This is a genomic window from Garicola koreensis (genome assembly GCF_014195445.1).
Lineage (GTDB): Bacteria > Actinomycetota > Actinomycetes > Actinomycetales > Micrococcaceae > Nesterenkonia > Nesterenkonia koreensis.
On record NZ_JACIBT010000001.1, the window covers coordinates 1,081,659 to 1,099,818 of the forward strand.

Genomic DNA, 18,160 nt, shown 5'->3' on the forward strand with positions numbered 1-18,160 from the left:
TGCCGCCCACTCGGCTTAGAGTATGTGGTGTGTCGTTCTACAGCATCGCGAAGAAGTTCGTCGTCGCCCCAACGGTCAATACCGCCTTCCGCCCCTGGGTGAAGGGGCTGGACAACATTCCCACCCACGGGCCGGCGATTCTTGCCTCGAATCACCTCTCATTCTCCGACTCGATCTTCATCCCGGTCGTGGTGCCGCGGCAGGTACGTTTCTTAGCGAAGAACGACTATTGGCAGGGCTCGGGGGTCACCGGCACGATCAACCGGTGGTTCTTCAGCCTCAGTGGGCAGATTCCGATGGACCGCTCCGGGGGCAAGGCCTCCTCGGACTCACTGAACGCCGGGCTGCAGGCTCTGCGGGACGGGCACCTGCTGGGCATCTACCCGGAAGGGACGCGCAGCCCCGACGGCCGGCTGCACCGCGGCAAACTGGGGGTGGCCAAACTGGCTCTGGAGGCCCGGGTGCCGGTGGTGCCCATGGCGCTGATCGGCACCGATAAGGTCCAACCGGTGGGCAAGAGCATCCCCCGGGTGCGCCGGGTGGGGCTGATCATCGGCGAGCCGCTGACCTTCGACTCCTACTTCGACAACGCCACGGACCGCTTCGCCCAGCGTGCGGTGACCGATGAGATCATGTCGCGCATCATGCGGCTCTCCGGGCAGGAGTACCACGACCGCTACGCCACTGACGTCAAGCGCAAGCTGGCCCAGAGCCGCGACACTGACGGCAGCTGAGCTCAGAGCCCCCAGACGCCGGAGGAGCCGCGGCGGTGGGCGGCAAGCAGGTGGGTGTCGATGACTCCGACCGCCTCCATCAGCGCGAACATAGTGGTCGGCCCCACGAACGCAAACCCTTCTGCGCGCAGCGCCGCTGCCAGCGCACGGGACTCGGCCGACTGCGTGGGGACCTCGGCGATGCTGGACGGCGTGGGCGTCTGCGCCGGCTGAAACGACCACACAAAGTCCACCAAACCGCCCTTCTGCCGCAGCGCCACGGTGGCCCGCGCATTGGTGATGGTGGCCAGAATCTTCGCCCGGTTGCGCACGATCGATGCGTCACCCAGCAGCCGTTCGACCTCGGCGTCGCCGTAGGCTGCCACGGCGTCGGGATCGAACTGGTCGAATGCGGCGCGGAAGGCCTCGCGCTTGCGCAGGATCGTCGCCCACGACAGCCCGGCCTGGAACGCTTCCAGGCTGATCCGCTCGTACATACCCGCCTCATCACGGATGGGCATGCCCCACTCGGTGTCGTAGTAGTCACGCAGCATCGGATCCGCCGCGGCCCAGGCGGGCCGGGCCAGCCCGTCGTCACCGACGACGACGTCGGGCTCTGTGCTCCCAGCAGCTGGGGTCTCAGCAGGCGGCTGCTCGCGGGGAATGTTCATCCTCAGCACAGTACCTGCACCCCAGCCGCCCGCACCTGACGAGCACGCAGAAAGCCCCGGGTGCTCTGCTCATTGCAGAGCTCCCGGGGCTGCTGTGCGCGAGGGGGGACTTGAACCCCCACGCCCGTGAAGGCACTGGCACCTGAAGCCAGCGCGTCTACCAATTCCGCCACTCGCGCGTTCGGCTCGCCTCATCCGGTGTGCACCGGTTCCGCTGAGCCGTGGGTGCTGAAAACAGCAAGAATCATCCTAACCCCATCCCCGCAGGATGACCTAATCGCGTGGGCCGATAGACTTTACGCTGATATGTCTGCCCCACCCCGCACTGCCCAGCCCATCTCCGCTGAGGCGCTGAACTACCCCGAACAGCTTCCGGTCACCGCCGAGCGGGACACCATCTTAGAAGCCCTGAGGGAGAATCAGGTCCTCATCGTCGCCGGCGAGACCGGCTCGGGAAAGACCACCCAGCTGCCGAAGATGCTGCTGGAGCTGGGTGCCCACGGCCACGGCATGATCGGCCACACCCAGCCGCGCCGGATCGCAGCCCGCTCTGTGGCCGAGCGCCTGGCTGAGGAGCTGGACAGCCAGCTGGGCGAGACCATCGGCTATCAGGTGCGTTTCACCGCAGAGGTCGGTGCGGACACGGCGGTGAAGCTGATGACCGACGGGATTCTGCTGGCCGAGCTGCAGCGCGATCCGGACCTGCGGAAGTACTCGGCGATCATCATCGACGAGGCCCACGAGCGCAGCCTGAACATCGACGTCATTCTGGGGTACCTGAAGAACCTGCTGCCCAAGCGCCCCGACCTGAAGGTGCTGGTCACCTCGGCGACCATCGACCCGGAGCGCTTCAGCGAACACTTTTCCGACGCCCCCATCATCGAGGTCTCCGGACGCACCTACCCGGTGGAGATCAGATACCGTCCGCTGATTGAGCCTGAGGCCCAGGAGGATCAGGAGCCGCGCGATGAGCTCGAGGCGCTGGGCGATGCCGTCTTGGAGCTGGCGGATGAGCCCGACGGCGACATCCTGATCTTCTTCCCCGGCGAGCGCGAAATCCGCGAGGCCGCCGACGCGTTGTCCGAGACCCTGGGCCGGCATCGGAAGCTGCAGGGTGCGCAGATTCTTCCGCTGTTCGGCCGGCTCTCCGTCGCCGAGCAGCGCAGAGTCTTCACCCCCTCGGGACGACGCCGGATCGTGCTGGCCACCAATGTGGCTGAAACGTCGCTGACCGTGCCGGGCATCAAGTACGTCATCGACACCGGGACCGCCCGCATTTCGCGCTACTCGACCCGGACCAAAGTGCAGCGCCTGCCCATCGAGCCGATCTCTCAGGCCAGCGCCAACCAGCGAGCCGGACGCTCCGGGCGCACCAGCGAGGGCATCTGCATCCGGCTCTACAGCCAAGCGGACTTCGAGTCCCGCCCGGAGTTCACCGACCCGGAGATCCTGCGGACCTCACTGGCCAGTGTGCTGCTGCAGATGTCGTCTATGGGCCTGGCCCGGAATCCGCAGCAGCTGCTGGACTTTCCGTTCATGCAGAAGCCCGACGCCAAGGCTGTCAACGACGCCGTCCGGCTGCTGGCTGAACTGGGGGCGCTTCAGAAGTCCGGGGCGATCACCGGCATCGGACGTCGTCTGGCGCAGCTGCCGGTTGACCCGCGGCTGGGCCGGATGATGGTGGAGGCATCCCGGCGCGACTGCCTGAGCGAAGTCACTGTGCTGGCGGCGGCACTGTCCATCCAGGACGTCCGCGAGCGACCCGCCGAGCAGCGCGATGCCGCCGACGCGCTGCACGGCCGGTTCGCCGATGAGAACTCTGACTTCTCCGCCCTGCTGAACCTGTGGCGCTACATCACCCAGCAGCAGCGCGACCTCTCCTCCAGCCAGTTCCGCAAGCTCTGCCGCAGAGAGCATCTGAACTGGCTGCGCATCCGCGAATGGCAGGACCTGGTGACCCAGCTGGGTGACCTGGCGCAGCAGGCCAAGCTCTCCACGCGGCGCATTCGCGTGCGCGACACGGTGGAGCATGTGGGCAAGCACGACGCCGTGCACCAGTCCCTGCTGGCCGGACTGCTGAGCAACATCGGACAGTTCCAGCCGCGCACCCGCGACTATCAGGGCGCCCGGGGCACCCGGTTCCACATCTTCCCCGGCTCCGGACTGTTCAAGAAGAACCCCGACCTGGTGATGGCTGCTGAGCTGGTGGAGACCTCCCGGCTCTGGGCCCGCACAGCGGCGCGCATCGACCCGGCCTGGGCCGAAGAGCTGGGCGGGCATCTGCTCAAGCGCAGCTATTCGGACCCCTGGTGGTCCGCCAAACAGGGCGCGGTGCTCGCCACCGAACGGGTCACCCTGTTCGGAGTGCCCATCGTCGCCGACCGCCGGGTGCTCTACGCGAAGGTGGATCCTGCCTTCGCCCGGGAGGAGTTCATCCGCCGGGCGCTGATCGACGGGGACTGGAGCACCCGCCACCACTTCGACAAGCGCAACCGGGAGCGATTCGCAGAGATCGACGAGCTGGAGGAACGGACTCGGCGCCATGACCTGCGCGCCGCCGATCACCAGCTGCTGGACTTCTTCGCCGAACGGATTCCGCAGACCATCACCGGCCAGCGCGCCTTCGACGCCTGGTGGAAGAAGCAGCGCCACGACACCCCGGAGCTGCTGGACCTGCCTGAATCGGTGGCGATGGCCCCTGAGTCGGAGCAGGTGGACCTCGATGCCTTCCCCTCCACCATCGAGCACGAGGGTCTGGACCTGCAGCTGACCTATGCCTATGAGGCGGGGGTGACGGTGCGGGTGCCCGTGATCTTCCTCAATCAGCTGGTGGCCCACCGGTTCGAGTGGTTCATCCCCGGCCGTCGCACCGAAATGATCACCGCCCTGATCCGTTCGATGCCCAAACCGCTGCGGAAGAACTTCGTGCCCGCCCCCGATGTGGCCGCCCAGGCGCGTCAGGCACTGGAGGCGGAGCACCAGGTGGGGGTCGACCCGTTCCGCAGCGGCCTGGCCACAGTGCTGAGACGGCTGCGCGGCGTCGTTGTGGACCCCGAGGATCTGGACGTGGCGGCACTGCCGGAGCACCTGCGCTTCACCTTCGCCGTGGTCAGCGAGCGCGGCCGTGTGCTGGACACCAGCGCCGATCTCAGCGAACTGCAGCTGCGCTTCGCCCAGCAGAACCAGCAGGCGATCAGCCGCTCGGTGACCGCCGAGTCCGGCACAGAGTCGGGCACAGAGTCGCGCACAGGGCCGGCGTCCCCCTCCACGGCTTCCTCCCCGACACCGGGCCCGGCAGCTGCTGCAGTGCCGCAGCAGCGCAGCCAGACCTCGTGGACCTTCGGCGAGATCCCCCGGCGCCTTGTCACGGAGGTCTCCGGACGCAGCGTGACCGGCTACCCGGCCCTCACCGCCGATGGAGACGGCGTGTCCGTCACCGTGGCCGAGTCCCCGCAGACCCAGGCGCACACCCACCGGGCCGGAGTGGTGGAGCTGCTGCGTCTTGTGCTGCCCTCGCCGCAGCGCTATGTGGTCGAGCACCTGAGCAACCGTGAACGGATGGCTTTTGGCCAGTTCGGCGAGGTCGACGCGTTGGTGGCTGAGGCCACCACTGCGGTGCTGGACCACCTGGTGCCGCAGGAGCTGCCCTTCAGCGCTGACCAGTTTGAGTCGATCGCGCGGCATGCCCGTGCTGAGCAGATCGACACGACTCTGCAGCTGACCGATTCGCTGGCCCAGGTGCTCACGCTGAACACGCAGGTGCGGGCACGACTGGCCGCGGTGAAGTCCGCGGCGCTGCGCCCGGCGGTCTCCGATATGCAGGCCCAGATCGACCAGCTGGTCCATCCCGGCTTCGTCACCGCCACCGGGTACTCTGCGATGCGGCGGCTGCCGCGCTATCTGCAGGGCATGCTCACCCGGCTGGACCGGCTGGAGGCCGGAGGGTCGCTGGCCAAGGACACCACCGATATGCAGCAGGTCCAGCAGTTGGAGGATGAGTACGACGACGCCGTGGAGGCCATCCCGCAGCAGCGGCGGCTCCCGGCCGGGCTGGCGGAGGTGCGGTGGATGATCGAGGAGCTGCGCATCAGCCTCTTCGCCCAACAGCTGGGCACCGCCCAGACGGTCAGCGCCAAGCGGGTGCGTCGGGCCATCAAACAGGCCTGAGGCTCCGGCGTCAGTGCTCCTCAGCCGGCACGTGCTCGGTGTCGCCCATCAGCCGCAGCGCCACGCGCAGCTTCTCCGCCGCCTCGTCCATCTTCGCCCAGTCGGGGCTCTTCATGGCTCTGCCGAAGTCATGATCGGCCATCGAGTTGGAGGGCCACACGTGGACATGCAGGTGCGGGATCTCATAGCCGGCGATCGCCAACCCTGCCCGCACGGATCCGAATGCCTCCACCTGGGCCTTGCCGATGCGTTGAGCCACTGCGCTCAGGTGCTTGAGCTCCTGCGGGTCCGCCTCGGTCCAGCGGTCCACTTCGGTGCGCGGCACCACCAGGGTGTGGCCGTAGACCAACGGGCCGGTGGAGAGGAACGCGACACATGTCTCATCGCGCCAGATGAATCGGCCCGGAAGTTCGCCGTCGATGATTTTGGTGAACTCTGTGCTCATCCTCCCACTCTAAACCCTGCGATGGGCGCCCTGTTAGGCTTAGCAGGCATATGAGCACCACGCCTTCCACTCCCCCGGTGAGGGGTCGCAGCACCCGCCAAAAGCGCGCAGTGTGGGCTGCCCTGAACTCGCTGGAGGATTTCGTCTCCGCTCAGGAGCTGCACCGGATCCTGACTGATCGTGGCGAGAAGGTGTCCCTGGCGACCGTCTACCGAGTCCTGCAGACCCACCATGAGGAGGGGCTGCTCGATGCGCTGCGGCCCGACGATGGTGAGGCGATCTTCCGGATCTGCGCCGCAGAGGAGCATCACCATCACCTGGTGTGCCGCCGCTGCGGCCTCACCGTGGAATTCGAGGCGCCGCAGCTGGAGTCCTGGGCCGCAGAACTCGCCGCAGCGCACCAGTTCACCGACGTCCAGCACACCTTAGAGATCTTCGGGCTGTGCCAGAGCTGCGCGCGGCAGTGACCCCGGGACCGAGGCGATGACTGCACCCGGGGCGCTGCTGCTGCACGGCTTCACCTCCACCACCGCATCCATGGAACCGGTGGCCGAAGGTCTGAAGGAGGCGGGGTTCGACGTCGAGATGCCCCTGCTGCCGGGCCACGGCAGCCGGTGGGAAGACCTGGCCGCCACCCGGGCCGAGGAGATCATCGAAGCTGCCGACGCCGCCCACCGACGGCTGGCCGCACGCTGCACCACGGTGATCCCGGTGGGCCTGTCCATGGGTGGAGCCCTGGCGCTGCGCAGTGCCGCAGTGCACCGCAGCCCGTCCGCGGTGGTGATCAACCCCGGACTGCGCCTGAGCCCGGGCACTGCGGCGGGCGCGCGCCTGCTGGCCCGGCTCAAGCCCACGATCGGCTCCATCGCCGGCGACATCGCCAAGCCCGGAGTCACCGAAGAGGCCTATGCGCGCACCCCGCTGCGGGCAGTGGCTGAGCTGTCCCGAGTGTTCAGCCTCTGCCGCGGGCAGCTGCCGCAGCTGGCGGCGCAGCGGACCCAGGTGCTGCTGCTGCGTTCGGCGGTGGACCATGTGGTCGGTTCGGCCTCGGCCACCCTCCTTAAGCGTGCCCTAGGTGAGCAGGCCCAGGGTGGACAGGTGCAGGAGGTCATTCTGCGCCGCAGCCGCCACGTGGCCACCCTGGACTACGACGCCGAACTGCTGCTGCGCCGCACCACCCAGTTTCTGCGCCGGCACTGATTGTCTGCATCAGCACTGTGTTTTTCCACCAACGCTGCGGCGGGTCCCAGTCCCGGCTCCGCACCCAGCAGCACCACACCCCGCAGCACCACACCCCGCAGCACCTGACTTTGAGAACAGTTTGCAATAAGAGTATGGTGTGCGGAATGAACCCGCTGCGCAGCATTGCCCTGACCCTGGCCGGACTCGCCGTGCTGACGGTCAGTGCCTGCGGCGGGTCCAGCGGGGGGTCCAGCGGCGGGTCCGGCAGCTCCCCGGCAGAGGACGAGGAGGGCCAGGCTGAGCTGTCAGTGGTCACCTCGACCGACGTCTACGCGGATCTGATCTCCCAGATCGGCGGCGATGCGGTCGAGGTCCAGGCCCTGGTGACCTCCACTGCCACGGATCCGCATTCCTATGAGGCCACACCCCAGGACCGGCTGGCGGTGGAGAACGCCGATGTGATCATCGCCAATGGTGCCGGCTACGACTCCTTCATCACCCAGCTGGCCTCCGCGGCGGAGAAGGAGGATGCCGTCCACCAGGTCGCCGAGGGCTCTGCCGAGCACGACCATGACCACAGCCACGACCACGAGGACGGGGACTCCTACCAGAACGAGCACCTCTGGTACGACCTTGCCCGTATGGAGCAGTTCGTCCTCGAGGTTGCCGAGCACCTGGGGCAGCTGGCCCCGCAGCACGCCGAGCTCTACGCCGAGGGAGCCGAAGAACTGGCGGAGCAGATCGGCGCCCTGGATGAGCGCAGCCAGCAGCTGCAGGCCTCCGGGCACAGCTATCTGGCCACTGAGGCCGTCTCCGGCTACCTGTTGGAGCACGCGGGGTTCGACAACCGCACCGACCCTGCCTTCCTCAGCGCAGTCGAGCACGGCGACGACGTCTCCCCCAGGCTCTACCGAGACGCTCTGCAGCGCAGTGAGGAGGTCGACCTGCTCTCCTACAACGCCCAGACAGAGACCCAGCAGGCCTCCCGCATTCGCGACGCCGCCCAGGAAGCCTCGGCGGTGGTCGTGGAGTTCACCGAAACCATCCCGGAGGACAGCGCCGGCTACCTCGAGTGGATGGAGTCCAACATCGACACCCTCGAGGCCGCCCTGCAGGAGGCCCAGTGACCTCCGCCGAAGCACAGTCCTCCCCGGAACTGCCCTCACCCCAAGAGCCGGCGCTGCAGCTGCACGAAGCCGGAGTCCGCTTCGGCGACCGCACCCTGTGGGAGCAGGTGAACCTCTCCCTGGCGGCCGGGGAATTTCTGGCGGTGCTGGGCCCCAACGGCTCAGGGAAGTCCACCTTCCTCAAGACGCTGCTGGGCATGCAGCGGCTCTCCGCCGGCACCGCCCAGGTGCTGGGCGCCCCGGTGCGCCGGGGCAGCAGCCGGGTCGGCTACATCCCCCAGCACCACACACTGGATCCGCAGACTCCGCTGCGCGCCCGCGACCTGGTGGCACTGGGGCTGGAAGGCCACCGCTACGGACTGCCCTGGGCCTCGCGAGCCACCCGCACGCGGGTACAGAACCTGCTCGACGACGTCGGGGCCGGAAGCTACGCCGACCGTCCGGTCGGCCTGCTCTCCGGAGGGGAGCAGCAGCGGCTGCGGGCGGCCCAGGCCTTGGCCGACGACCCTGCGCTGCTGCTCTGCGATGAGCCGCTGCACTCCCTGGATCTGCACCATCAGCAGGCCATCACGGAGCTGATCCGCCGCCAGGCGGTGGAGCGCGCAGCCGCAGTGGTGTTCGTCACCCATGAGATCAACCCGGTCATCGAGCACGTCGACCGGGTCCTGTACTTCGCCCGCGGCCAGCACCGGCTGGGCACAGTGGCCGAGGTGATGCGCTCCTGCGTGCTCTCCGAGCTCTACCAGGCTCCGGTGGAGGTCATTGAGCACCGGGGGCGCATCGTGGTCTTCGCCGAACATCTGGAGGGCTATCACGACCACGATCCGGCGACGGAGGATCAGCTGTGATCGAACAGTTCACCTCTTCCTTCAGCACCGAAGACTATTGGGAGCTCTTCTGGCTGGTGCGCAACTCCGTCATCACCGCGGCCGTGCTGGGGCTGATGGGCGGGGTCATCGGCATCTTCATCATGCTGCGCCGCTCCAGCCTGGTGGTCCACGGCATCGCCGAGATCTCCTTCGCAGGCGCCGCGCTGGCGCTGCTGGCCGGGGTCGACGTCGTCGCCGGTTCGGCCGTGGGTGCGGTGGCCGCTGCTGTGCTGATCGGGATTCTGAGTCTGCGCGACCGCGACACCTCAGCAGTGACCGCGGTGCTGATGCCCTTCGGCCTGGGCCTGGGGATTCTGTTCCTGCACCTGTATCAGGGCCGCAGCGCGAACCGGTTCGGTCTGCTGACCGGCCAGGTCGTCGGCGTCGACGACCTGCAGACCCGCACCCTGGTCACCTCGGCGGTGCTGATCAGCATCGTGCTGGTGCTGATCTGGCGTCCGCTGATGTTCGTCTCGGTGGACCCGCAGCTGGCAGCGGCGCGCGGGGTCAGCGTCGGGGTGCTGTCCATGGGGTTCATGGTGCTGCTGGGCCTGGCGGTGGCGATGAGCGTCCAGGTGGTCGGTGCCCTGCTGGTGCTCTCGCTGCTGGTGGTGCCCTCGGCGGCCGCGCTGCGGGTCAGCAGTCGGCCGCTGACTGTGGTGCTGCTCTCCAGCGGCATCGCCGTGGTCTCCGCAGTGGGCGGGATCATGATCGCCATCACCGGCACCGTGCCGATCAGCCCCTACATCACCACGCTGAGTTTCCTGTTCTACGTGGGGTGTCTGCTCATCGGTCGCCGCAGACGCGCGACCTCTGTGGCCCGGCAGACTGAGCGGAGTCTGTCTAAGCCGAGTCAGTGACCCGGTGACGACGCCGGGAATCCCGGGCCTGGGTGGCGTCATTGACCTCACCCACCAGGATCTCCAGCACGTCCTCCAGGAACAGGATGCCGCGGGTCTGGCCGTCGTCGTCGATGACGCGCGCCAGATGGGAGCCGGAGGCCTGCATGGCCGCCAGGCAGGTGTCGAGGTCGTCGCTGGGGCTCATATTGCCCAGCGAACGCACTGCGGTGACCGGCACCGGGTGCCCGGCATCGGCTTCAGTGAGGGCCATGATGTCTTTCAGATGCAGGTACCCGGAGTAGGCGTCGGCCTCGTCGGTGACCACGAATCGGGAGAAGCCGGTTCTGCCGACGGCCTTCTCCACCTGGGTGGGGGTGACGTCTGAGGGCACGGTGATCAGCTCCTCGATGGGCACCATGACTTCCTGCGCGGTCCGGTCGGTGAAGTCCAGTGCCCCGGCGATGATGCCCGCCTGGTCGGTGACCGTGCCGCCTCGTTTGGATTCGGCGACGATCGTCTCCATCTCCTGCAGCGTGAAGGTGGAGATGACCTCATCGCGCGGGGTCACCCGGAAGGCGCGCAGCACCAGGTTCGCCGTGAAGTTCAGCAGCCAGATCAGCGGCATGAGCACCTTGTAGAGGAACACCAGCGGCGGGGCCAGCAGCAGCACGGCCCGGTCGGCCACGGAGACGGCGAAGTTCTTCGGCACCATCTCCCCGAACGTGACGTGGAGGAAGCTGACGATGACCAGCGCGATGACCAGCGAGACGGTGGTGGTCACTGCAGTCGGCAGCCCGGCGGCGTCGAAGGGCACGGCCAGCAGGTGGTGAATGGCCGGTTCGGCGACGATGAGCAGCAGCAGCGAGCACACGGTGATCCCCAGTTGGGCCACCGCGAGCATCTGACTGACGTGCTCCATGGCGTAGAGCGCCGTCTTGGCCCGTTTGGATCCGGCTTCGGCCTTCGGCTCGATCTGGCTGCGGCGCGCCGAGAGCACCGCGAACTCTCCGGCGACGAAGAACGCGTTTCCGGCCAGCAGCACCACCAGCCAGATGAGTCCCAGCAGATCTGTGGTCATGATCCCTCCACCATCCTCTGGCGCTCATCGGCGGCACGGATGTGCCCGGCGCGCTCCTGGGCCATGCGGCGGGCCCGCTCGGCCTGGTCCTGCAGGGCCTGCCGGCGCACCTCGGGGTCGGGAATGAAGCGGATGCGGTCGATGCGGCGGCCGTCGATGGCCAGCACCGTCAGCCGGCCGGATGCGATGGGGACCTCATCGCCGACTGCGGCGATGCGGCCCAGGTGGTAGAGCATGAATCCTGCTGTGGTCTCGTAGGCGGGGTCCTCGGAGAGGTTCAGCTCCAGGATCTGGGAGTTGATCTCATCGGGGCGCAGCAGTCCGGGGAAGATCCAGTCGCCGGACGCGCTCTGCAGCACTCCTGGGGTGAGGGCGTCGTGTTCGTCGTCGACCTCTCCGACGACCTCCTCGACCAGGTCCTCCAGCGTGACGGCTCCGGAGGTGCCGCCGTACTCGTCCTCAACGATCGCCATCTGCAGCGGGGCCTGGCGCAGCACCGGAAGCAGCGCGTCCAGGTGGATGGTCTCGGGCACCCGGGTCACATCGCTCATCAGTGTCGCCGCCACCAGCGGGCCGCGCTTGCTGCGCGGAACGGCGACGGCCTTCTTCACGTGGACCACGCCCCGGACGTCGTCGACCCCGGACTCCCCCAGCACCGGGAAGCGGGAGTACCCGGTGCGGCGGGCGGTGTCGATGACCTCCTCCAGCGAGGACTCTGCCTCCACGCTGCTCATCCGCGGCCGCGGGGTCATCACATCAGCGGCGGTCTGCTCCGAGAAGTGCAGGGTACGGTCCAGGAAGGTCGCCGTCTGCTGGTCCAGGGTCCCCAGGCTGGCAGAGCGGCGCACCATCGCGGAGAGCTCCTCCGGGGTCCGCGCCCCGGAGAGCTCCTCCTTGACCTGAAGGCCCACCCGGTTCAGGACTTTGTTGGAGAAGCCGTTGAGCACTACGATCAGCGGTTTGAACACGGCGGTGAAGACCATCTGGGGCCGGGCCAGGGCGCGGCCGATCCGGAATGCTTCGGCCACGGCGAGGTTCTTGGGCACCAGCTCACCCAGCAGCATTGTTGCCATGGTGGCGGCCAGCATGGCGATGAGCAGCGAGACCCCGCCGGCGGCGGCTTCGGGAACTCCCAGGCCGGTCAGGGGCGGCGCGATCAGCCGGCTGAGGGCCGGTTCGGTGACGTAGCCGATGAGCAGGGTGTTGATCGTGATGCCCAGCTGACAGCTGCTCAGCTGGGTGGAGAGCGATTTGAGGCAGCGCATCAGCGTTTCGGCGCGCTTATCACCCTTGTCGATGGCGTGCTGAACAGTGGGCTGGTCGAGAGCCACCAGGGCGAACTCGACGGCGACGAAGAAGCCGTTGCCCAGGATGAGCACGAGGCCGAGCGTGAGGAGGATCCACTCCACTTAGCGGAGCCACCTCCGCATCCACGGCTGCGGGGTCAGTGAGAGATTCCGGCACCAGCCGGGTTGTCGATACTCCATAACAGGGGAATTCTACCGGACCTTCTACCAGGTCTGGGTCACCGGTTTGCCCTCTTCGTATCCTGCGGCTGATTGGACCCCCATGATCGCCCGCTGGCGGAACTCGTCCTGGGTGTGTGCCCCGGCGTAGGTGAAGGCGGAGCGCACCCCGGAGATGATGGAGTCGATGAGGTCCTCCACACCCGGCCGTGCCGGGTCCAGGAACATGGTGGAGGTGGAGATGCCCTCTTCGAACAGTCCCTTGCGGGCCCGCGCGAAGGCGCTCTCGCCGGAGGAGCGGTGCTGAACCGCCCGGGCCGAGGCCATGCCGAAGCTCTCTTTGTAGCGGCGACCGTCGGCTGCGGTGAGCAGGTCCCCCGGCGACTCGTAGGTGCCGGCGAACCAGGAGCCCACCATCACCTGGGATGCGCCGGCGGCCAGGGCCAGGGCGATGTCTCGCGGGTAGCGGACGCCGCCGTCGGCCCACACCCGGCGGCCCAGCTCGCGGGCGGCGGCAGCGCACTCCAGCACTGCGGAGAGCTGCGGGCGGCCCACTGCGGTCATCATCCGGGTGGTGCACATCGCCCCGGGACCCACACCCACTTTGACGATGTCGGCACCGGCTTCGATGAGGTCGCGGGTGCCTTCGGCGGTGACGACGTTGCCGGCCACCACCGGTACGGCGAGGCCGGCGGCCTCCACTGCAGCGCGCACCTGCCTCACCGCCTCCACCATCTTCTGCTGATGCCCGTGGGCGGTGTCGACCACCATCACGTCGACCCCAGCCTCCAGCAGGGCCTCGGCCTTGGCCCGCACGTCACCGTTGATGCCCACGGCGGCCGCCACCTTCAGCTGGCCGGAGGCATCGGTGTTGGCCGTATAGATGGTCGAACGCAGCGCCCCGGGGCGGCTGAGCACCCCGGTCAGCGTGCCGTCAGCTGTGGTGACCGGGGCGTAGTCGGTGCCGGAGGCCTGCATCGACTCGTAGGCGCGCTCCAGCCCCTCATCACCGACGATCTGCTCTTCGGTGAACTGCACCTGCGGCATGCGCATCACCGATGCGACCGAGGAGAAGCGGTCCACGCCCTCACCGTCTGCTGAGGTGACCACTCCGGCGAGCCGAGATTCATCGTCGATGACACAGACGGCGTCGTGATTGCGCTTGTTCAGCAGGTGCAGCACATCGAGGACGGTGTCGGCGGCGGTGACCTTCAGCGGGGTCTCCAGGACGGTGTGCCGGGCCTTCACCCATGCGGTGACCTGACGGATGACATCCACCGGAACGTCCTGCGGCAGGACTCCGAGCCCGCCGCGGCGGGCCATGGTCTCCACCATCCGCCGGCCGGTCACCGCCGTCATATTCGCCGCCACCAGCGGCGTGGTGGAGCCTGTGCCGTCGTCGGCGGCGAGGTCGACGTCGAAGCGTGAGCTCGCCGCTGACCGGGACGGGACGAGGAAGACGTCTGAGTAGGTCAGATCATGGGGGGGTTGGTGAAGAAGCTGCATCATGAGACACGATACCGTGTGCAGTGGCATCACAGGTGCCAATGTCACTATGCTGGACTGAAGCAAAGTACACGCACAGTGCAGTGCGACGACACCTGCTGAAGACCACATATGGAAGAGGCGTATCCACCGTGTCAGAACTAACGTCCAGCCGTCTTGCCGAGGAGTTTCCCGGAAATGAGTGGCTGGTCGCCGACATTTACGACAAGTTCAGGGTCGACCCCGATTCGATAGATCGCAAATGGGTGGAGATCTTCAGACGCTTGGAGTCCGAGGGCTCATCGGCAGACTCCTCGTCCAACGGAGCGTCCAACGGAGCGCCCGCCCAGAAGTCTCAGGCTAAGGACTCGAAGGCCAAGGACTCCCCGCAGAGCGGGTCCAGCGGCGGCTCCTCCAAGTCGGGCGCGGGGCAAGAAGCTGCCGGCCGAGATGCCGTGGACGCGAAGCCGACGGCGGAGAATCAGCGGCCCGACGACAGCACCACCCCCGCCACCGCCACCCCCGCAGAGCCGGCGGAGTCACAGAAGTCCCAGAGCCATAAGCCTGATGAGAAGCGCCAGCAGTCCTCCAGCAGCAACGGCCGGCGGCAGGCCCCGGCCGAGCCCACCACTCGCAGAACAACCGGATCCCGCACTCCGATCCCCTCTGAACCGGCTAGGAGTGAGCTTCCCACGGAGAAGCCGGACGAGGACAAAGAGGATCAGCACACCCCGCTGAAGGGCATGTCCAAAGCGATCGCGGCCAATATGGATGCCTCCCTGGAGGTACCCACGGCCACCACCGTCCGAGCGATCCCGGCCAAGCTGCTGATCGATAACCGCACGGTGATCAACAACCACCTCAAGCGCAGCCGCGGCGGCAAAGTCTCCTTCACCCACCTGGTCGGCTACGCGATGATCAAGGCTCTCAACGAGTACCCGGAGATGAACGTCACCTACGACGTCATCGACGGTAAGCCCACTGCGATCCAGCCGGCTCACGTGAACTTCGGCCTGGCCATCGACCTGCCCCGCCCCGACGGCACACGGGCACTGATCGTGCCCAGCGTCAAGGGCGCAGAGGAGCTGAGATTCACCCAATGGTGGGGTGCCTATGACGACATTGTCCAGCGTGCCCGGGACAATAAGCTCACCCCCACAGACCATGCCGGTGCCACGGTCTCGCTGACCAACCCCGGCGGCATCGGCACCTCCCACTCGGTGCCGCGGCTGTCGAAGGGCCAGGCCGTCATCGTCGGTGTCGGCGCGCTGAGCTACCCGGCCGAGTTCGAAGGCGCCAGCGAGAAGACGCTGAACGAGCTGGCGATCTCCAAAGTCATCACGCTGACCTCGACCTACGATCACCGAGTCATCCAGGGTGCAGTCTCCGGTGAGTTCCTCAAGACCATCCACGAGCTGCTGCTGGGCAAGGACGGCTTCTACGAGGAGATCTTCCAGGCCCTGCGGATTCCGTACGAGCCGATCCACTGGTCCGCCGATATTCAGGTCAACCCTGAGGAGCAGATCAACAAGGTCGCCCGCATCCAGCAGCTGATCCACTCCTACCGGGTGCGCGGACACCTGATGGCCAGCGTGGACCCGCTGGAGTACCAGATGCGCACCCACCCGGATCTGGACATTGAGAACCATGGTCTGACCCTGTGGGACCTCGATCGCGAATGGCCCACCGGCGGCTTCGGCGGCAAGCCCAGCCTGCCACTGCGCAGCATTCTGGGGGTGCTGCGCGACACCTACTGCCGCAACACCGGCATCGAGTACATGCACCTGCAGACCCCGGATGAGCGCGCCTGGTTCCAGAACGAGGTGGAGCACCCCTACTCCAAGCCCACACGCGATGAGCAGTTCCGCATCCTGGGCCGGCTCAACGCCGCCGAGGCCTTCGAAACGTTCCTGCAGACCAAGTTCGTCGGCCAGAAGCGCTTCTCGCTGGAGGGTTCGGAGTCGCTGATCCCGCTGCTGGACACGGTGCTCTCCGAGGCCGCCGACGAGGGTCTGGACGAAGTGGCCATCGGCATGGCCCACCGCGGCCGGCTCAACGTGCTGACCAATATCGCCGGTAAGACCTATGAGCAGGTCTTCCGCGAGTTTGAGGGCCGCGAGGCCGGTTCCAGCTCCGGCTCCGGAGACGTGAAGTACCACCTGGGCAACCGGGGGGCATTCACCTCGGACAAGGGCAACTCCACCCGGGTCTACCTGGCGGCCAACCCATCACACCTGGAGGCGGTCAATCCGGTCCTCGAAGGTGTGGTCCGGGCCATGCAGGACCGCTTGGACCAGGGTGCCGACGGTGTCAACAGCTTCTCAGTGATGCCGCTGCTGATCCACGGCGACGCAGCGTTCGCCGGCCAGGGCGTGGTCGCTGAGACCTTCAACATGTCGCAGCTGCGCGGCTACCGCACCGGCGGCACCGTCCACGTGGTGGTCAACAACCAGGTGGGCTTCACCACCCCGCCCTCTGCGGCACGGTCCATGACCTACGCCACCGACATGGCCCGGGCGGTCCAGGCACCGATCTTCCACGTCAACGCCGATGACCCCGAGTCTGTGGCCCGGGTGGGGCAGCTGGCCTTCCGCTACCGGCAGCGGTTCCACAAAGACGTGGTCATCGACCTGGTCTGCTACCGTCGGCGGGGCCACAACGAGGGCGACGACCCCTCCATGACCCAGCCGAAGATGTACAACCTGGTCGAGGCCAAGCGAACCACCCGCAGGCTCTACACCGAGGCCCTGGTGGGACGTGGTGATATCACCCAGGAGGAGGCCGACCAGGCGTTGCAGGACTACCGGCAGCGGCTGGAGCGGGTCTTCACCGAAACTCACGCAGCTCAGACCCAGCCGGTCTCCACTGTGGAGGAGGAGAGCGAGGGGGCCGAACCGGAGACCTCGCCCGCAACCTCGGAGCCGGAGGACGAGTCGCCGAGCCGCAGTGCGGAGGACACCGCCATCAGCGAAGCTGACTTGGCGCACATCGGTGAGGTCCACACCAACATCCCCGAGGGCTTCACCGCCCACCCGAAGCTGAAGTCGCTGTTGGAGAAGCGGGCCAAGATGTCCCGCGAAGGCGGTATCGACTGGGGCTTCGCCGAGATCGCCGCCTTCGGCTCCCTGCTGATGGAGGGCACCGAGGTGCGCCTCTCCGGGCAGGACTCCCGGCGCGGCACCTTCGTGCAGCGCCACTCGGTCTTCCACGACCGGGTCAACGGCGACGAGTGGTACCCGCTGAAGAACCTGACCGATGATCAGGCTCGGTTCTTCATCTACGATTCGCTGCTCTCCGAGTATGCGGCACTGGGCTTCGAGTACGGCTATTCGGTGGCCAGCCCGAACGCTCTGGTCCTCTGGGAGGCCCAGTTCGGCGACTTCGTCAACGGCGGCCAGATCATCATCGATGAGTTCATCGCCACCGCCGAGCAGAAGTGGGGGCAGCGCTCTTCCTTGGTCATGCTGCTGCCCCACGGCTACGAGGGACAGGGCCCCGACCACTCATCAGGCCGGCCGGAACGGTTCCTGCAGCTGTGCGCGGAGAACAACATGACCGTGGTGCTGCCCTCCTCCGGGGCGAACTACTTCCACCTGCTGCGCCGCCAGGCCGTGTCGCGTCCGCGCCGGCCGCTGGTGGTCTTCTCCCCCAAGCAGCTGCTGCGGCTCAAGGCGGCGGCGAACAGTGTGGAGAGCTTCACCTCCGGCACCTTCCAGGAGGTCATCGGCGACGACGGCGTGGACCCCGCCAAAGTCAAGCGCGTCCTGATCGTCTCCGGCAGGCTCTACTACGATCTGGTGGCCACACGCTCCAAGCACGAGGATGAGACCACTGCGGTCATCCGCCTGGAGCAGCTCTACCCGATGCCGGTTGAGCAGCTGCAGGCCGAGTTGGACAAGTATCCGGATGAGGCGGAGTTCATCTACACCCAGGACGAGCCGCAGAACCAGGGACCGTGGCCGTTCTTCGGGCTGAACTTCGTTCCGCTGCTGAAGCAGGACGTGGACCTGATCGGTCGCTCTGCGTCAGCGGCGACCTCAGTGGGACAGGCCAAGCGCCACGCTGCGGAACTGGATTCCCTGCTCAGCCGTGCGTTCCCACACCTCGAGCTGTGA

13 protein-coding genes and 1 tRNA gene are annotated in these 18,160 nt (G+C 67.2%); 8 read left to right on the plus strand and 6 right to left on the minus strand.

Annotated elements, in window-relative coordinates:
• Positions 1-29: 29 nt before the first annotated feature.
• The gene (locus FHX47_RS05085; RefSeq protein ID WP_183357731.1) at positions 30-734 is read left to right on the plus strand and encodes a 1-acyl-sn-glycerol-3-phosphate acyltransferase; all 705 of its coding nucleotides are present in this window, start codon (positions 30-32) and stop codon (positions 732-734) included.
• Between the two features lie 2 nt (positions 735-736).
• Here the strand turns inward: FHX47_RS05085 and FHX47_RS05090 are convergent, their stop codons facing one another.
• Together FHX47_RS05090 and FHX47_RS05095 are read right to left on the minus strand one after the other, a co-directional pair.
• Positions 737-1,384: a DNA-3-methyladenine glycosylase I gene (locus tag FHX47_RS05090; RefSeq protein ID WP_183357732.1), complete on the minus strand. Its 648-nt coding sequence runs from the start codon at positions 1,382-1,384 to the stop codon at positions 737-739.
• 95 nt (positions 1,385-1,479) lie between these two features.
• A tRNA-Leu gene (locus FHX47_RS05095) sits at positions 1,480-1,563 on the minus strand.
• Positions 1,564-1,690: 127 nt separating this feature from the next.
• Here FHX47_RS05095 and hrpA point away from each other — a divergent pair.
• Complete coding sequence (hrpA, locus tag FHX47_RS05100) at positions 1,691-5,551, plus strand: ATP-dependent RNA helicase HrpA (RefSeq protein WP_183357733.1); 3,861 nt, start codon at positions 1,691-1,693, stop codon at positions 5,549-5,551.
• A gap of 10 nt (positions 5,552-5,561) precedes the next feature.
• Here hrpA and FHX47_RS05105 read toward each other — a convergent pair whose 3' ends face one another.
• The gene (locus FHX47_RS05105) at positions 5,562-5,996 is read right to left on the minus strand and encodes an HIT family protein (protein ID WP_183357734.1); all 435 of its coding nucleotides are present in this window, start codon (positions 5,994-5,996) and stop codon (positions 5,562-5,564) included.
• 50 nt (positions 5,997-6,046) lie between these two features.
• Between FHX47_RS05105 and FHX47_RS05110 the strand changes: the two genes are divergently transcribed.
• The 5 genes from FHX47_RS05110 to FHX47_RS05130 are packed head-to-tail and all read left to right on the plus strand — an operon-like array spanning position 6,047 to position 10,034.
• Positions 6,047-6,463 carry a Fur family transcriptional regulator gene (locus FHX47_RS05110; RefSeq protein WP_183357735.1) on the plus strand — a complete coding sequence of 139 codons (417 nt, stop codon included), beginning with the start codon at positions 6,047-6,049 and terminating at the stop codon, positions 6,461-6,463.
• A gap of 16 nt (positions 6,464-6,479) precedes the next feature.
• Positions 6,480-7,196, plus strand: a complete 717-nt coding sequence (locus FHX47_RS05115; RefSeq protein WP_183357736.1) for an alpha/beta hydrolase — start codon at positions 6,480-6,482, stop codon at positions 7,194-7,196.
• Positions 7,197-7,213: 17 nt separating this feature from the next.
• Positions 7,214-8,305, plus strand: coding sequence for a metal ABC transporter solute-binding protein, Zn/Mn family (locus FHX47_RS05120; RefSeq protein ID WP_183357737.1), 1,092 nt, complete (start codon positions 7,214-7,216; stop codon positions 8,303-8,305).
• On the plus strand, positions 8,302-9,153 hold the full coding sequence (locus FHX47_RS05125) for a metal ABC transporter ATP-binding protein (RefSeq protein WP_343064304.1): 852 nt from the start codon (positions 8,302-8,304) through the stop codon (positions 9,151-9,153). Before FHX47_RS05120 ends, FHX47_RS05125 begins: the two co-directional genes overlap by 4 nt.
• On the plus strand, positions 9,153-10,034 hold the full coding sequence (locus FHX47_RS05130) for a metal ABC transporter permease (protein ID WP_183357886.1): 882 nt from the start codon (positions 9,153-9,155) through the stop codon (positions 10,032-10,034). The genes FHX47_RS05125 and FHX47_RS05130 overlap by 1 nt, the downstream gene beginning before the upstream one ends.
• Here the strand turns inward: FHX47_RS05130 and FHX47_RS05135 are convergent.
• The 3 genes from FHX47_RS05135 to guaB1 all read right to left on the minus strand — a co-directional run bounded on the left by FHX47_RS05135 (position 10,018) and on the right by guaB1 (position 14,066).
• Positions 10,018-11,094 carry a hemolysin family protein gene (locus FHX47_RS05135; protein WP_183357738.1) on the minus strand — a complete coding sequence of 359 codons (1,077 nt, stop codon included), beginning with the start codon at positions 11,092-11,094 and terminating at the stop codon, positions 10,018-10,020. The genes FHX47_RS05130 and FHX47_RS05135 overlap by 17 nt on opposite strands.
• Positions 11,091-12,503, minus strand: coding sequence for a CNNM domain-containing protein (locus tag FHX47_RS05140; RefSeq protein ID WP_183357739.1), 1,413 nt, complete (start codon positions 12,501-12,503; stop codon positions 11,091-11,093). Before FHX47_RS05140 ends, FHX47_RS05135 begins: the two co-directional genes overlap by 4 nt.
• A 102-nt stretch (positions 12,504-12,605) precedes the next feature.
• Entirely contained in the window at positions 12,606-14,066 is a 1,461-nt protein-coding gene (guaB1, locus tag FHX47_RS05145) for a GMP reductase (RefSeq protein ID WP_183357887.1), read from the minus strand.
• Positions 14,067-14,197: 131 nt separating this feature from the next.
• Here guaB1 and FHX47_RS05150 point away from each other — a divergent pair, with 131 nt between their 5' ends.
• Positions 14,198-18,160, plus strand: a complete 3,963-nt coding sequence (locus tag FHX47_RS05150) for a multifunctional oxoglutarate decarboxylase/oxoglutarate dehydrogenase thiamine pyrophosphate-binding subunit/dihydrolipoyllysine-residue succinyltransferase subunit (protein ID WP_343064305.1) — start codon at positions 14,198-14,200, stop codon at positions 18,158-18,160.

Bases quoted from the DNA above. Each gene is read 5' to 3' on its own strand.
- FHX47_RS05115 (WP_183357736.1), top strand. From the start codon at position 6,480: ATGACTGCACCCGGGGCGCTGCTGCTGCACGGCTTCACCTCCACCACC.
- guaB1 (WP_183357887.1), bottom strand. From the start codon at position 14,066: ATGCAGCTTCTTCACCAACCCCCCCATGATCTGACCTACTCAGACGTC.
- hrpA (WP_183357733.1), top strand. From the start codon at position 1,691: ATGTCTGCCCCACCCCGCACTGCCCAGCCCATCTCCGCTGAGGCGCTG.
- FHX47_RS05135 (WP_183357738.1), bottom strand. From the start codon at position 11,094: ATGACCACAGATCTGCTGGGACTCATCTGGCTGGTGGTGCTGCTGGCC.
- FHX47_RS05105 (WP_183357734.1), bottom strand. From the start codon at position 5,996: ATGAGCACAGAGTTCACCAAAATCATCGACGGCGAACTTCCGGGCCGA.
- FHX47_RS05090 (WP_183357732.1), bottom strand. From the start codon at position 1,384: ATGAACATTCCCCGCGAGCAGCCGCCTGCTGAGACCCCAGCTGCTGGG.
- FHX47_RS05110 (WP_183357735.1), top strand. From the start codon at position 6,047: ATGAGCACCACGCCTTCCACTCCCCCGGTGAGGGGTCGCAGCACCCGC.